Annotated in this window: 13 protein-coding genes; 5 read left to right on the top strand and 8 right to left on the bottom strand. The window is 56.2% G+C overall.

Features of this window, described 5'->3' with window-relative positions; all coding sequences use genetic code 11:
* Positions 1 to 30: 30 nt before the first annotated feature.
* The 5 genes from J2X14_RS15565 to J2X14_RS15545 all read right to left on the bottom strand — a co-directional run bounded on the left by J2X14_RS15565 (position 31) and on the right by J2X14_RS15545 (position 5,376).
* Positions 31 to 1,221 carry a phospholipase D-like domain-containing protein gene (locus J2X14_RS15565; protein ID WP_352412186.1) on the bottom strand — a complete coding sequence of 397 codons (1,191 nt, stop codon included), beginning with the start codon at positions 1,219 to 1,221 and terminating at the stop codon, positions 31 to 33.
* A gap of 61 nt (positions 1,222 to 1,282) precedes the next feature.
* Entirely contained in the window at positions 1,283 to 1,927 is a 645-nt protein-coding gene (locus J2X14_RS15560; protein ID WP_352412081.1) for a MotA/TolQ/ExbB proton channel family protein, read from the bottom strand.
* A 19-nt stretch (positions 1,928 to 1,946) separates the two neighbouring features.
* Entirely contained in the window at positions 1,947 to 4,190 is a 2,244-nt protein-coding gene (locus J2X14_RS15555; protein ID WP_352412080.1) for a TonB-dependent receptor family protein, read from the bottom strand.
* A 36-nt stretch (positions 4,191 to 4,226) separates the two neighbouring features.
* Positions 4,227 to 4,970 (bottom strand): energy transducer TonB, encoded by a 744-nt coding sequence (locus J2X14_RS15550; RefSeq protein ID WP_352412079.1) that lies wholly within the window; start codon positions 4,968 to 4,970, stop codon positions 4,227 to 4,229.
* A 1-nt stretch (position 4,971) separates the two neighbouring features.
* Positions 4,972 to 5,376, bottom strand: coding sequence for an ExbD/TolR family protein (locus tag J2X14_RS15545; RefSeq protein ID WP_352412078.1), 405 nt, complete (start codon positions 5,374 to 5,376; stop codon positions 4,972 to 4,974).
* A 269-nt stretch (positions 5,377 to 5,645) separates the two neighbouring features.
* Between J2X14_RS15545 and J2X14_RS15540 the strand changes: the two genes are divergently transcribed.
* The 3 genes from J2X14_RS15540 to J2X14_RS15530 all read left to right on the top strand — a co-directional run bounded on the left by J2X14_RS15540 (position 5,646) and on the right by J2X14_RS15530 (position 9,576).
* Positions 5,646 to 6,719, top strand: a complete 1,074-nt coding sequence (locus tag J2X14_RS15540; RefSeq protein WP_352412077.1) for a hypothetical protein — start codon at positions 5,646 to 5,648, stop codon at positions 6,717 to 6,719.
* 241 nt (positions 6,720 to 6,960) lie between these two features.
* The gene (locus J2X14_RS15535; RefSeq protein WP_352412076.1) at positions 6,961 to 8,391 is read left to right on the top strand and encodes a sugar porter family MFS transporter; all 1,431 of its coding nucleotides are present in this window, start codon (positions 6,961 to 6,963) and stop codon (positions 8,389 to 8,391) included.
* 84 nt (positions 8,392 to 8,475) lie between these two features.
* Positions 8,476 to 9,576: an NADH:flavin oxidoreductase/NADH oxidase gene (locus tag J2X14_RS15530; RefSeq protein ID WP_352412075.1), complete on the top strand. Its 1,101-nt coding sequence runs from the start codon at positions 8,476 to 8,478 to the stop codon at positions 9,574 to 9,576.
* 95 nt (positions 9,577 to 9,671) lie between these two features.
* Here J2X14_RS15530 and J2X14_RS15525 read toward each other — a convergent pair whose 3' ends face one another.
* Positions 9,672 to 10,178: a PadR family transcriptional regulator gene (locus tag J2X14_RS15525; protein ID WP_352412074.1), complete on the bottom strand. Its 507-nt coding sequence runs from the start codon at positions 10,176 to 10,178 to the stop codon at positions 9,672 to 9,674.
* A 66-nt stretch (positions 10,179 to 10,244) separates the two neighbouring features.
* Entirely contained in the window at positions 10,245 to 11,033 is a 789-nt protein-coding gene (locus J2X14_RS15520; protein ID WP_352412073.1) for a siderophore-interacting protein, read from the bottom strand.
* A gap of 209 nt (positions 11,034 to 11,242) precedes the next feature.
* Between J2X14_RS15520 and J2X14_RS15515 the strand changes: the two genes are divergently transcribed.
* Both J2X14_RS15515 and J2X14_RS15510 read left to right on the top strand, forming a co-directional pair.
* The gene (locus J2X14_RS15515) at positions 11,243 to 11,683 is read left to right on the top strand and encodes a DUF2231 domain-containing protein (RefSeq protein ID WP_352412072.1); all 441 of its coding nucleotides are present in this window, start codon (positions 11,243 to 11,245) and stop codon (positions 11,681 to 11,683) included.
* Positions 11,680 to 12,990, top strand: a complete 1,311-nt coding sequence (locus J2X14_RS15510) for a PQQ-dependent sugar dehydrogenase (RefSeq protein WP_352412071.1) — start codon at positions 11,680 to 11,682, stop codon at positions 12,988 to 12,990. The genes J2X14_RS15515 and J2X14_RS15510 overlap by 4 nt, the downstream gene beginning before the upstream one ends.
* Positions 12,991 to 13,029: 39 nt before the next feature.
* Here the strand turns inward: J2X14_RS15510 and J2X14_RS15505 are convergent, their stop codons facing one another.
* Positions 13,030 to 14,097: an alkene reductase gene (locus J2X14_RS15505; RefSeq protein WP_352412070.1), complete on the bottom strand. Its 1,068-nt coding sequence runs from the start codon at positions 14,095 to 14,097 to the stop codon at positions 13,030 to 13,032.
* Positions 14,098 to 14,161 lie beyond the last annotated feature (64 nt).

The raw sequence follows: 14,161 nt of genomic DNA, 5'->3' as shown, positions 1-14,161 counted from the left end.
CCAGACGGCAGCCAGCCTGCCGCCGTGGCGTTAAGGTGACTTTTTCTCGCCGCCTGGCTGCGGTGGCGGATAGTCATAATCGATACGCAATGCTGCGGCGTAGGGGCTGTGCCACAGCTGCTGATAAAGCTGGTTTAGCCGTTGCGCCATGCTTTCATTATTCATCACCAGCTCCAGGTTGCGCGAGTTGTCGAAATAACCGCCGCGCCAGTTGCTGGTGCCGATCCAGGCGAGTCGATCGTCAAGGATCATGATCTTGCTGTGGATCACCCGGGCGTAAGGAATAAAGCCGCTGCTCGCTGGCGGAATGGTCACTATTTTGATCTGCACGCCAGGCACCAGCGCCAGGCTTTTCAGCCAGTCGATATCGGGTCGGTCGGTGTTCCAGTTAGCGACCATCAGTTCAATATGGACGCCGCGTGCCGCCGCGCTGCGTAAAGCGTTATCGATCAGCGGATAAAAGGGACGGCTGCGCTGCGGCCCGTAAGAGAGTGGCGCATAGTCCATTACCTGAACGCGTATTGAGTTTTGCGCCGACGCCAGCAGCTGCGGTAACGCCGCCTGCGAATCGATCACGCCCGGCGGATTCCAGTTGCGTGGGCTGGCGACCAGATAGTTGCCGCTGCGTAGATCGGTGCTGTCAGCCGCCTGTGGCACCGGCGGCACCGGTTGATCGGCCGCCAGCAGCGCCTGCGCCTGCCAGTCCTGATTAAACACCGCCGCGATCTGCGCCACCACCGGCGCATCGCTGATGCGCAGGCCGGTTTCCTGAATATGCTCCAGCGCGCGCCAGTCGAAATTCTGACTGCCAACAAACGCCTGACGATCGTCCACCACAAAATATTTAGCGTGGATGATGCCGCCGCTGAGTTTGCCAAACGGCATCAGGCGCAGCTCAAGGCCAGGAATGCTTTTCAGCTGCTCCAGCGTCTCCGGGGTACTGTTGCGCAGCCCTTTCTCTTCCATTAAAAACCGGATTTTCACCCCGCGCTCGCCCGCTTCGCGCAGCGCGTGCAGCACGGCGTCCAGCCGCGAACCGGACTGGTTGGCGACGTAAAACTGCGCAATATCGATGCGCTGCTGCGCGGCAGCAAACATCTCGCGCCAGACGTCGTCGCTGCGGCGTAGATCCTCCGCCTGCAGCTGGGTTTCCGTCGGGGCGGTATAGACCAGCTCATAGCCATCCGTTTCAAAACGTGCGCTGGCGTGGCAACTTAACATCAACAGACCACTGCTCCAGAGAATAAAAGGCAGGCGGCGTAGCCACCTGCGGTCAAAAATATCAGGCATAACGCTGCGCTCCGTTTTCCGCCCAGGCATTAGCGGTTTCCGGCAGCGGCAGCGCGGCGTTAGCGGCACGAATCAGCAACACCTTTAACAGTTCGCCAATGCGATCCATGCGGCTTTGCAGATAATTATTGCCTACCAGCGCAATCAGCGCGATGGCAATGCCGAGGCCGGTAGCGTACAGCGCGGTGCCCATGCCCGCCGATACCAGGCTCGGCTCAGAGACGCCGGAGGCGGAAAGCGCCTTAAAGGTATCGATAATGCCCATCACCGTGCCCAGCAGGCCCAGCAACGGCGCGGCGGTAACGATGGTTTCCAGCAGCCACAGCCCGCGGTTTAACCGCGGTTTGCTGAGCAGATATTGCGTCTCCACCAGATCGTTTAACGCCTGCGCGTTATGCTGCCCTTTATGCTGTAAAAGCGGCTGGATCGTGGCGATGGGCAAACTGTTGCGGCGCAGGAGCGCCGCAGGCAGGGCATCAATCTGACGCGTTTGCGGCGTTAACGCCTGCTCCAACTGCTGCGCCTGACGCCATGTCCAGGCAAAGCTGATGGCCCGCTCAATAATAATCACCAGCGCAATCGTGAGGGAAAAGTACATGATGTAAAAGATAATGTCGTGCATTAACGTTGCGTTCATTTCATTCGTTCCCGATTAATTAAAAGGTCGCTTCCAGCGAGACGCTAAAGGTGCGCTCCTCGCCGACGTTGTAATAAGGCGTGCTGGCATCCAGCCCGTTATGCGCGCTGGCGTTAAACACGTTGGTGCGAACCGAGGTGAGATACTTTTTATCCAGCAGGTTATCGATACCGAAGCGCAGCGCGGCGCTTTTCACAATCTTCTTGTCCACCGGCAGATGCACGCCTGCCGCCAGGTCATATATCGTGCGGCCACCGACTTTTTCATCGTTGGTCAGATCGCCGTAAAACGCACCGACATACTTGGCGGTCACGCCGCTGTACCACAGGCCGTCATCGTAGCCCAGCGTCAGGTTAAGCAGGTTTTTCGGCACGTTAGGCAAGGTTTTGCCGGAGGTCGGCAGGGTCACGCCTTCGGTGGTGAGATCCTGTTTCTGTTCTGAATCGGTATAGGTATAGGAGGCGTAATAGTTAAAGTTGTGCGGCAGCTTGCCGCTCCACTCCAGCTCGACCCCGCGGTTCTCTACCTTGCCGACGTTCATCATTTCAAAGTCGCCGTCGCTGTTGGTGGTCGACATCTGACGATCGCTGTAGCGCAGGTAGAACAGCGTGGCGCTCAGCAGCATATCTTCCTGCTGGAAACGCCAGCCCAGCTCATGGTTCCAGCTCAGCTCCGGTTTGGTGCTAATGGAGTCGCCCACGTTGTACAGCACATAGTTAGGCGGGGTACGCATATTGCGCGACAGGCTGTAAAACAGCTGATTTTCCTGATTCAGGCGATAGCTGGCGCTGAAATTGGGCAGGAATTTATGGTAGCTGGCATGGCGATTTTCAGGCGCGTTATACAGGCTGCCGTTGTTCTCGCCGCGTCGCTCAACGTGCTGCCAGGCCAGACCGCCTACCAGCGTCCAGTCCGGGGAAAGATACCAGCTATCCTGCACCCACACTTTCTGCGCGGGCGTCACGGTATATTGATCGCGGCCCTGTACGGTTTTGCCGTTGGCATCTTTTACCTGATTCGATCCGCCTGGTTCACCCCACAGTTCGGCGGGATTGCCATCTGCGTTAATACCGATAAACGGCTGTGTCTGACGCTGGCGCGCGCGCTCATACCAGTAGCCGACATCCAGACTATGTTGCTCGTTAATATCCCACTTCAGTTTAGTGGTGACGCCGGGCCGCCAGGTTTGCGTCCAGGAAGGGCGGTAATAGGTGTTGCTGCTGAGATTGCTTAAATCATACTGTCCGGCCTGGTCAGAGGTCGGCGAAAGCGAAGAAGCGTTCAGACCACTGAAGCTGCCGCCGTTGCCCCAGTAATAGTAGGGCTGAATCGTCCAGCTCAGATTATCGCGCAGCTGAAGTTTCTGGCTGAAGCTGACGGTCAGGTTTTCAAACGGGTTGCGGTTCAGCTTGTAATAACGGCTCAGCTGACCGCTGCTGTTGTATTGCGGCGTGGCGGGATAGTCGCCGGAACTGCGTCCCTCACGCTCGAACTGCGACTTGCTGATAGAGTTATAGTTGCTGTTTTCCTGACGGTTATATTTGACGATCAGGTTGCTGCTGTTGCCGTTCTCCGCCTCAAACAGCGAGTTCATCTCAAACTTATTAGAGTAGAGACGGCCTTCGCCACGCCATTTTTTCGCTTCGGTATGGGAATAAGAGAGCCAGTTGCTGAAGCCGTTATATTCGCCGGTCTCCAGGCGGGCAAAGGTTTTGCTGAGATCGTTGCTGCCCAGCGTTTGCTTCACGAAGCCGCCAAACTCTTTCACCGGACGTCGGGTAACCAGCCCGATATTGCCGCCGCTGGAGCCGATATGCGGGCCGTCCGCTTCGGAAGCGCCCTGCGTAACAAAGATCTCTTCCAGGTTCTCCGCATCGCCCAGCAGGTTAGGGTAGACCGCATAGTTGCCGGAATCGTTAATCGGAATGCCATCCATCGACAGACCAATCTGATCGGAGTTCATCCCGCGCATGGTGTAGTCCACGCCGCTCAGGCCGCTGGCGTCGGTGCTGTTAACGTTCAGTCCCGGCGTATATTCCAGCTTGTCGATGGCGTTGCCAGCGGAAGGCATTTTATCCATTGCCTCTTTAGTCACGGTGGAGCGCGCTTTGGCGGTCTCTTCCTGGACCATCATGCCGCCGCCCAGCGAAACGCCCTGCACATTGATGGTGCCGACGTCGCTATTCTCTTCCGCCTGCGCCAGGCCAGGCAACAGCGCGGTCATAACCGCAAGATAGATCCCAGAACGTTTAAAAGTTGTCATTTTCTTTTCCTGTGGTGCGATGAAAGTTTCCTGGCATTAAGGCGCCTGGTAATTGAAAGTGGCGGTAAAACGTTTACGGCTTTGACCGGCGAAAGCGCCCTCAGGGAAAGGCTTAAGCTGGCTGATGCTTTGCAGGCTGCTGCTGGCGGCACGGTTAAGCAGCATGCTGCGTGCTTTGCTGGTGATGCCGGAAGCGATAACGCGACCGCTGCGATCGACTTCCAGCCAGATCTCAACGTTGCCTTCCGGGCGTTCAAGTGATGCCTGGCGACCGGTGGGATAACGCTTACGCTGCTCCAGATCGTGACGCAGCGCCTGTAAATAGCGGCTTTCCAGCGCCCCTGCATTGGTGGCGCTGCTGGGGGCAGGCGCGCGCGGCGCGGCGGCAAGCGGCCTGACTGCGGGCGCTGGCTGTGAGCGGGGCGGCGTTGTCGGTTTCGACTGTACAACGGGTTTAGGCTTGGGTGTCGGCTTCGGCTGTACCACCGGTTTGGGCTTTGGTTTAGGCGGTGGTGGTGGTGGCTCGGCTATCGGCTCCGGCGTGGGAACAGGCTCCGGCGGCGCCACAGGTTCCGGCTCAGGCTGTGGTTCCGGCTGCGGTTCCGGCTCGGCTGGCGTCTCTGGCTCCGGCGGCGGCGCCAGAACCAATTCCATGGTGGATTCATCATAACGTGGCTGAACTTTCAACGCGGCCTGCTGATTTATCCACAGCATCCAGCCTGCCGCCGCAAGGGCCGGAAGCCAACTCAACACATGGCGGGAACGATAAAGCGAATACATATCACAATTTCCGTGTGGCGATAGAAACAGAGGTGAAACCACCCTGACGCAGGTTGTCCATCACCGCGACCAGGCGCTCTACGGCAACGCCTTTATCGCTGTTAAGAATGATGGTCAGCGGTTCGTCATGCTGTTGCTGCTTCAGCGTGTTGACTAAATCCTGCAGCGCGATCGCTTGCCCATCCAGTTGCAGCCCATCGTTCTCGCCCAATGTCACAATCGCTTTCTTCTGCGGCTTCAGCTGCTGTGCGCTTGCCGCGCCGGGCAGCTGCGTTTTAAGTCCCTGAGCCGGAATCACATTCAGGCTGATCAATACAAAGAACACCAACAGGAACATCATCACGTCGATCATCGGGATCAGTTCAATATGCGCTTTGTTTTTCTTCGGTTCGTTCCAGCTTCGCATGGTGCCTCCAGAGTGAAAGAGCAGCCACTATAGGGAAGGTTTGTTTATTTTTTGTTACGTTTAGAAGACAGAATTTTACACTCGCCGCAGCGCATCCTGCGGGAAAAGCGCGTTATCCATCAACAAGGCTTAAGGCTGAAAGCGCGGCATAACAGAGGGAAGGGCAGTGGCGGTATGCTGGCGGGAAAAAAATATTTTAAACAGCGGACGTTGAACCGCTTATTAGCAGGTGAGAAAGTAAACTATTGCGCCAAAAAAAGGAGGTCATTTTGCATTCCGTTACCCTTAACCCTTTCAGCCGTTATTATCATCATTATTTTCTTGTCTGGTATGCGCTGTTATCTTTTCTTGTCGCCGACAGGCTACATGGTCTGATGATGGTATTACTCTCTTCGCCGGTAGCGATGCTGTTATATTTCTGGCTGAAAGATCGGGCTAAAAAACAGAAGCCGCTCAGAGGCTACCGGCGGCAAATAGTAAAAAACGCCCGGCCTGGATATAGCGTTAGCGAAAATATGCTCTATCTGTCGCTGATATTGCTGATCGGCATCTGTTTGCTGGGTAAGCTAATGCCGGAAACCCTGGCGCTGGAATTTCTAATCGCCTCGCTGTTTTTTGTGGTGATCGCCATGACGGCAATCTATTTCTTCGTCTTTGATTCGCTGATCATGACCGGGAAACTGGGTGAGCGTTTTAAATCTTTGTTTGCCTTTATCTTTCGATCTTCATGGCTGCTGGTGTTTTTCTTTAGCTATGCGACAGCAAAAAACGCCATGATGGAGGTGATGGATATTACCTTTGAGGCCGCGGCCACCAAGGTGACAGTGATTCTGTTAGCCTGCATCTATTTTGGTTTGCTCTACTTTTCCCTGATTATGAGCTTTTCCGTTTTTTTAAATTTCTTTGAAAGCAAAGAGACGGTCACCACCAAAAGAATAAAATATATCGTTCATGTTCCCGCCTGGCCCTTTTTCCTGCTAATCGTTTCCTCGTGGGCCATCTCTTACGTTGCCTTTAACATTAATCTGCACAGCATATTCAGCTACGTGATGAAACGTACCGTGGCAATGGATACGCGCGACACTTTCTTCTGCAACGATCGCTATTTAACGATCCCGGCGTTACCCGGCGCGCGTTATTTAAACGTAGCTGAAAATGACTACCGTATTTTTGCGCCCTCGTCGCAGATTTATAGCACCTGGCGACTGAAGTGTAGCGATAAGCCGCCTGGTTATCGCTACTGGCCGATAATGAAAGCGGAGGATCTGACGCAGGCTACTTTGCAGCAAAAGGTTAACTTATTTAAACAGGACATGGTCAGGCTGCAACAGCCAACGCATTAAATTCATTAACGGATAGTGTGTCCTCCACTTCGCGAGTGATGTAATAAAAAAAACGGGTGGCGCGCGGCAATTTGCGCGCTGCCGCCCTTTTTCAATGTGATCTTCCTCACACAAACAGGCGGTTTCAGCGAAGCCGGTCTAGACTTATCTTTACCTTCCTCTCTTTTGCTGGAGTTAACCCTTTTATTTTTAAGCAATATCACCTGCACAAAACATTACAAAACTTATAACAGGGAGCATTATGACCGACTATTCATCTGAGCCGTCATCCGTAGAGGAGACGGAAACCAAAGACTCCGTCAAGCAACGTATATTTCTTGTGGTGCTGGTCGCAACCATGGGCGCGCTCGCTTTTGGTTACGATACCGGCATCATTTCCGGCTCCTTGCCTTTTATGTCGGCGGCGCCGTCGCAGGGCGGGCTGGGGCTGAACTCATTTACCGAAGGGCTGGTGACGTCATCGCTGATTTTTGGCGCGGCGCTGGGATCGTTTCTTAGCGGCTTTATGTCGGATCGCTTCGGTCGTCGCATGACCCTGCGCAGCCTGGCCGTGCTGTTTATCGCCGGTGCATTGGGCACCGCCGTTGCGCCATCGGTGCCGATCATGGTGGCGATGCGCTTTGTGCTGGGGATCGCCGTTGGCGGCGGCTCTGCCACCGTGCCGGTGTTTATCGCCGAGATCGCCGGGCCTAAACGCCGGGCGCCGCTGGTGAGTCGCAACGAGTTAATGATCGTCAGCGGTCAGCTGATCGCCTATATCGTCAGCACCGTGATGAGCTATGCGCTGCACGATCCGCACATCTGGCGCTATATGCTGGCGCTGGCGATGGTGCCAGGCATTCTGCTGTTTATCGGCACTTTCTTTGTGCCCGCTTCGCCGCACTGGCTGGTAGCGGAAGGCCGTTTCAAAGAGGCGCTCCGGGTGCTGAAAAAACTCAGGGAGACGCCGCGCGAAATACGCAAAGAGATGGCGGAAATGCGTAAGCAGGAGAAGCAGGCGCGTAAAGGGCCTTCGATAAAGGACCTGCTGCAAGAGCGTTGGGTGATTCGCCTGCTGCTTACCGGCTGCGCGCTGGGGTTTGTGGCGCAGTTTACCGGCGTAAACGCCTTTATGTATTACACGCCGATTATCCTGAAAACCACCGGTATGGGTACCAACGCCTCTATTGCTGCCACCATCGGCAACGGCGTGGTTTCGGTGCTGGCGACGCTGGTAGGGATCTGGGCGGTAAGCCGCTTTAGCCGCCGCCGCATGCTGATGACCGGCCTGAGCATCGTTATTCTGGCGCAGGTAGCGCTGGGGCTGACGCTAACGCTGCTGCCGCAAAACTTGATGCAAAGCTATCTGGCGCTGGCCTGTATTCTGGTCTTCCTGTTTTTTATGCAGATGTGCATTTCGCCGGTGTACTGGCTGCTGATGTCCGAGCTGTTCCCGATGAAAATTCGTGGTGCGCTGGCGGGCACCGCCGTCTCGTTCCAGTGGATCTGTAATGCGACCGTCGCGTTCGCGTTCCCGATGATGCTGAACCTGATCGGCAACCAGACTTTCTTCCTGTTTGTGGTGCTGAATATTGGCTCCTTTGTTTTCGTTTACTTTATGCTGCCGGAAACGCGCGGCAAGAGCCTGGAAGAGATCGAGACCATGATGCGTAGCAAATACGGTGAAGTTTAAAAAAGCGGGCCGGGCTATTATCACGCTTCTGTTTGGGCTGATCGGCTCGGCCATCTTCACTTTTCCTGAACGCAAGAGGTTTAAATGTCAGGTTTATTTTCACCGTTTTCATTGAAAGACGTGACGCTGCGTAACCGCATTGCGGTGCCGCCAATGTGTCAATACACCGCCATCGACGGTGTGAGCAACGACTGGCATCGTGTTCACTATAGCGGGCTGGCACGCGGCGGCGCGGGTCTGGTGATCGTCGAGGCGACGGCAGTGGCGCCGGAAGGTCGTATCACCCCCGGCTGCCTGGGTATCTGGAACGATGAGCAGGCGGAAAAGCTGGCGCAGATCGCCCGTGATATTAAAGCGGCAGGCGCCGTGCCGGGCATTCAGATTGCTCACGCCGGACGTAAGGCGAGCGCCAACCGTCCGTGGGAAGGCGATGACCATATCGCTGCAGACGATGGTCGCGGCTGGGAAACCATCGCGCCTTCCGCCGTCGCCTTTGGCGCTAACCTGCCGCAGGTGCCGAAAGCGATGACGCTGGACGATATCGCCCGCGTACGTGAAGATTTCGCTACCGCCGCCTGTCGCGCCCGCGATGCCGGTTTTGAATGGCTGGAGCTGCACTTCGCGCACGGCTATCTGGCGCAGAGCTTCTTCTCGGTGCAGGCGAACCAGCGTCAGGATCAGTACGGCGGCGACCTTGCCGGACGCAGCCGCTTTATGCTGGAAACCCTGGAAGCGGTGCGCCACGTCTGGCCGGAAAACCTGCCGCTGACCGCACGCTTTGGCGTGATTGAGTATGATGGCCGCGACGAAGAGACGCTGGCGGAGTCGATTGAGGTTACGCGTCAGATGCGTGCTGGCGGTCTGGATCTGCTGAGCGTGAGCGTCGGCTTCTCGGCGCCGGACGCCAATATCCCGTGGGGCCCGGCTTTCCTCGCGCCGATCGCTGAACGCGTGCGTCGTGAAGCGCAGATTCCGGTGGCTTCCGCCTGGGGCATCGATGCGCCAGCGATTGCTAACCGCACCGTGGAAGAACAGCAGCTGGATCTGGTGATGGTCGGCCGCGCGCATCTGGCCGATCCGCACTGGCCTTACAAGGCTGCGCTGGCGCTGAATGAAGATAAAGCGTCATGGGTGCTGCCTGCGCCGTACGCGCACTGGCTGGAACGCTATCGCACCAGCGAGTAGTCGCTATCCACTCACCTCCGGCAATCGGAGGTGAGTTTTCCTGCTGCCCTTACGGCAAACACACCTGGCAAATAACGTATTCACCGATTCAGGCGCTAGCTGCGCTCAATCTTTTTCGCCGCATCATCCAGCACATCAATAATCGCGTACAGCGCCTGCTGTGAGATATTTTCATCGGCCAGACGCGTATTCAGCGCGGTGCGCATATTATGAATCGCTCGCTGAATTTCCGGCTGGCTGCGGTTATTTGCCAGCACCGCCAGCGACTGCATACGATCGATCACGCTTTGCAGCTGCGTCTGCTGCTGTTGCAGAAACGCTTCCCCTTCGGCGGTAATCCAGTGGTTTTTTTTGTTGCTCGCTTCGTTCCCGGCGGTGACGTAGCCCATCTCTTCCAGCAGCGTGAGGTTAGGGTAAATCAGGCTGGGGCTGGGGGTATATTCACCGCGCGATAGCTCTTCTATCGCCTTGATAATTTCATAACCGTGCGCCGCGCGCGTCGCCAGAATACGCAGAATCAGCAGACGCACTTCGGTGGCATCAAGCAGCCGCTCTTTACGCTTTTTATGAGCGAAAAAAGCAGCGCTGTTTTTATCTTTCATCAGATGGTTTCCTGTCATGCGCGGTTAAACCGGCAGATATATCCCGGCATCGCTGCCGGGCAAACATTATTTCTGGTGCCAATAGGCCACGCCACGCAGGTAGTTTTCGTTGATCTGGCGTTCCGTGGTGAGGTAATCCAGCAGCGTTTTCACCCGGGTGCCTTCGCCGGTCAGCCAGAGGAAATATCCCTGCTGCGGGATGCTCAGCTGTTGCAGCGCCTGCTGTGCGGCGTGCAGATCGCCTGCGGGCAGGAAATCACAGGTGACGCCCGCCAGCGAAGGCAGATAAGCACGGCTTTGCGCTTCATCCGCCATAATCATTAGGTGAATTTCTGCTTTCGTTTGCGCGGCGGCCAGTTCCGCCAGGCGGCGGTTCAGCGCGGGCAGGCTGGATTCATCGCACAGATAGAGCTGAAACGCATAGTCCAGCGGCATACAGAAAGAGCCGCGCGGGCCGCCAATCACCAGCGGATCGCCCGGCTGCGCGGTTTCCGCCCAGCCGCTGGCAAGGCCGCCCGGATGAATAAAGAAATCGATAGTCAGCGTATTCGCCGCCGCATCCCAGCTCAGCGGCGTATAGTCGCGTGTCTGCGGGCGTTTGCCTTCCGGCCATACCACGCCGCCATCGCCCACTTCCGGCAGCACCAGCTCACCGTTTTGCGCATCCGGGAAAAAGAGTTTGATATGGTCATCGAAGCTATGGGAAATAAAGCCAGCCAGATCCTCGCCGGTTAAACAAATCCGATAAAAACGACCGATTTGCGTCTTGTGCAATACGCGCAACTGACGCAGCTTCAGTTCATTTTTTTTACGTGTGGGAAGGGGCCAGCCCTGAATAGCGGTCTCTGCGCTCATGATTCTCATCTCATAGTGAAGTAAGAGGTGAAACATATCTAAGATATATCTTTATCACAAGCGCCTTATGTGCGCTGCTGGATAAAAATTGACTATTTTTTGCCGGATTGTTAACCGAAAGGGACTATTTTTACTACGCTTTTTCAGGGTAGCGCGACGGTAAGCGATGTTTTGCTGCCGATTTTTCTTATTACCTCAGGAGCCTGCTAATGAATCCCTTTGCGACCAGACGTCACTCTGCGCTTGCGGTGGCGCTGTATGAGTTCCTTAATCCTCTACCGCTGGGCTTTTTCACCGCGGCGTGGATTTTCGACATTATTTACCTGAATAGTTACCAACCAATGTGGACGAAAAGCGCCAGCTGGCTGATCGCCTTTGGGCTAATTATCGCTATTATTCCCCGGCTGATTAACCTGGTACAGGTCTGGGTAGGCGCTTCATGGCCGCAAACCTCGCCGGTAAAACTGCATTTTTGGGCGAACCTCCTCGCCATCATACTGGCAATTTTTAACGCCTTTATTCACAGCCGCGATGCCTACGCCGTGGTGCCGATGGGCGTGATTCTCTCAACGCTGGTGGTGGCGCTGCTGTGCCTTGCCAATATTCAACTGGCTCTGCGTCTGCGCAGTGCAGAAGGAGCAACGCGATGAAAAAATTACTGTTGCTCGCGGTTTCTTCCGCGCTGCTGTTAAGCGGCTGCGATGAGCAGGCATCGATCGATCCCAGCAAGCAAATGGGACCCGATCCGGTATTGCCGAAGGCGCAGGATTTTTTGATCCCGCCGATGCAGGTGCCGAAAGGGGTCGCCTGGCAGCAGGGCGAAATGCCGAAGGTTGCCGATGGCCTGCAAATTACCAAGGTGGCGGATGGGCTGATGCATCCGCGTCAGGTTTATGTTCTGCCTAACAATGATGTGCTGGTGGTGGAAGCCAATAGCCCAGGCACCTCACCGGTGAGTATGCCGAAACAGCTAATTATGGGCCTGGTGCAGAAATCGTCCGGCAAAGGCGGCAAGGGTGGCAACCGTATTACGCTGCTGCGCAATGCCAGCGGCGACGGTGTAACCTGGGAAAAGCATGTTTTCCTCGAAAACCTCTTTTCACCGTTCGGCGTCCAGCTGGTGGGCGATACGCTTTATGTCGCTAACGCCGATAATGTGATGCGCTATCACTATGACGAAGGCGCGACACGGATTACCGATCCCGGTACTGAAGTGACCGATCTACCCGGCGGGCCGCTGAACCATCACTGGACCAAGTCACTGCTGGCCAGCCCGGACGGCAGCAAGCTCTATGTAGGCGTCGGCTCCAACAGTAATATCACGGAGAACGGCATCGGCGCGGAATACCGCCGGGCGGCGGTGCTGGAAGTGGATACCGCGACCGGCGGCAGCCGAATTTACGCCAGCGGCCTGCGTAACCCTACCGGTCTTCAGTGGGAGCCGCAAACCGGTAAGCTGTGGGCGATCGTTAACGAACGTGACGAGATCGGCGCCGATTTGGTGCCCGACTATCTGACTTCGGTGCAGGAGGGCGGTTTTTACGGCTGGCCTTACAGCTATTTTGGCGATCATATCGATCACCGCGTGATGCCGCAGCGCCCCGATCTGGTGAAAAAAGCCATTAAACCCGATTACGCGCTCAGTTCGCACGTCGCGCCGCTGGGTCTGATGTTTTATACCGGCACCAGTCTGCCGGAGAAATATCATGGCGGCGCGTTTATCAGCGAGCATGGCAGCTGGGATCGAACGCCACTGAACGGCTATCGCGTATCGTTTGTCGCTTTCCAGAATGGACGGCCGGTAGGCAAGCCGGAACCGGTGGTCACCGGTTTTCTTACTGACGATCATAAAGAAGTGCGTGGCCTGCCGGTGGGGCTGGCGATGGATAAGCAGGGCGGGGTGCTGATTGCGGATGATGCGGGCAATACCGTCTGGCGCGTTTCCGCCGCACGCTAACGGAGATTCCCGGCGCGTCCTGGACGCGCCGGGAAAACCTTAACCGGCGAGGAAAGGATAATCGGTGTAGCCGCGCTCGTACGGCGGCTCCATGCGATAAATCGTCTCATTATCCAGCGCGTTGAGCGGCGCCTGATGCGCAAAGCGCGCGACCAGATCCGGATTGGCGATAAACAGCTTGCCGAAGCTCACGGCATCGGCCCCGCCTTCAGCAATCAACTTTTCCGCCTGTTCACGCGTAATGCCGTCGTTGGCAATAAACGCACCGCTAAATTTCTCACGCACCAACGGGCCGATAGGCTCCGCCTGGGTTAGCTCTTCACGAGCGAAAATAAAGGCCAGCTGACGCGCATCCAGTTGCTCCGCAACATAGCTGAACAGCGCGCGTGGATTGGAATCTGACATGGAGTAGGAGTTAGACATCAGATTCAGATGCACCCCGACGCGATCGGCAGACCAGACCTGCAACAGCGCATCAACCACCTCCAGCAGAAAACGCGCACGGTTTTCAATCGGGCCGCCATACTGGTCAGTACGCTGGTTGGAGCCGTCATGCAGAAACTGATCGATCAAATAACCGTTGGCCGCATGCAGATCGATACCGTCAAAGCCCGCCCGTTTAGCGTTTTCCGCCGCCCGGCGATAATCTTCCACGATAGCGGAAATTTCACTGGTCTCCAGCGCGCGCGGCGTAACGTAAGGACGCTGCGGACGCACCAGCGTCACGTGGCCTTCAGGAGCAATGGCCGACGGGGCAACCGGTAGCTCGCCGTTCAGGTGAATAGGGTCGGACACACGGCCGACATGCCACAGCTGAATAACGATTTTGCCGCCCGCCTGATGCACCGCATCGGTGATTTTGCGCCAGCCGACGACCTGCTCTTCGCTCCAGATGCCTGGCGTACTGGGGTAACCTACGCCCTGCGGCGAAATTGACGTGGCTTCGGTAACGATCAGCCCGGCGCTGGCGCGCTGTACATAATGTTTAAGCATGATCTCATTAGGTATACGCGCTTCCACCGCACGCATCCGCGTCAGCGGGGCCATCACGATACGATTTTTCAATTCCAGCGCGCCGATTTTTACCGGCTGGTACAAGCTTGTCATAGTTACCTCATCTATTCAGTGAGCTTCAGACAAGTCATCATGCGGAGTGCTAAGCACAGCGTCA

Source organism: Mixta sp. BE291, from assembly GCF_031457955.1.
Taxonomy (GTDB): domain Bacteria; phylum Pseudomonadota; class Gammaproteobacteria; order Enterobacterales; family Enterobacteriaceae; genus Mixta.
Note: the sequence above shows the minus strand (reverse complement) of the source record. Positions and strands in the feature narration are given on the sequence as shown.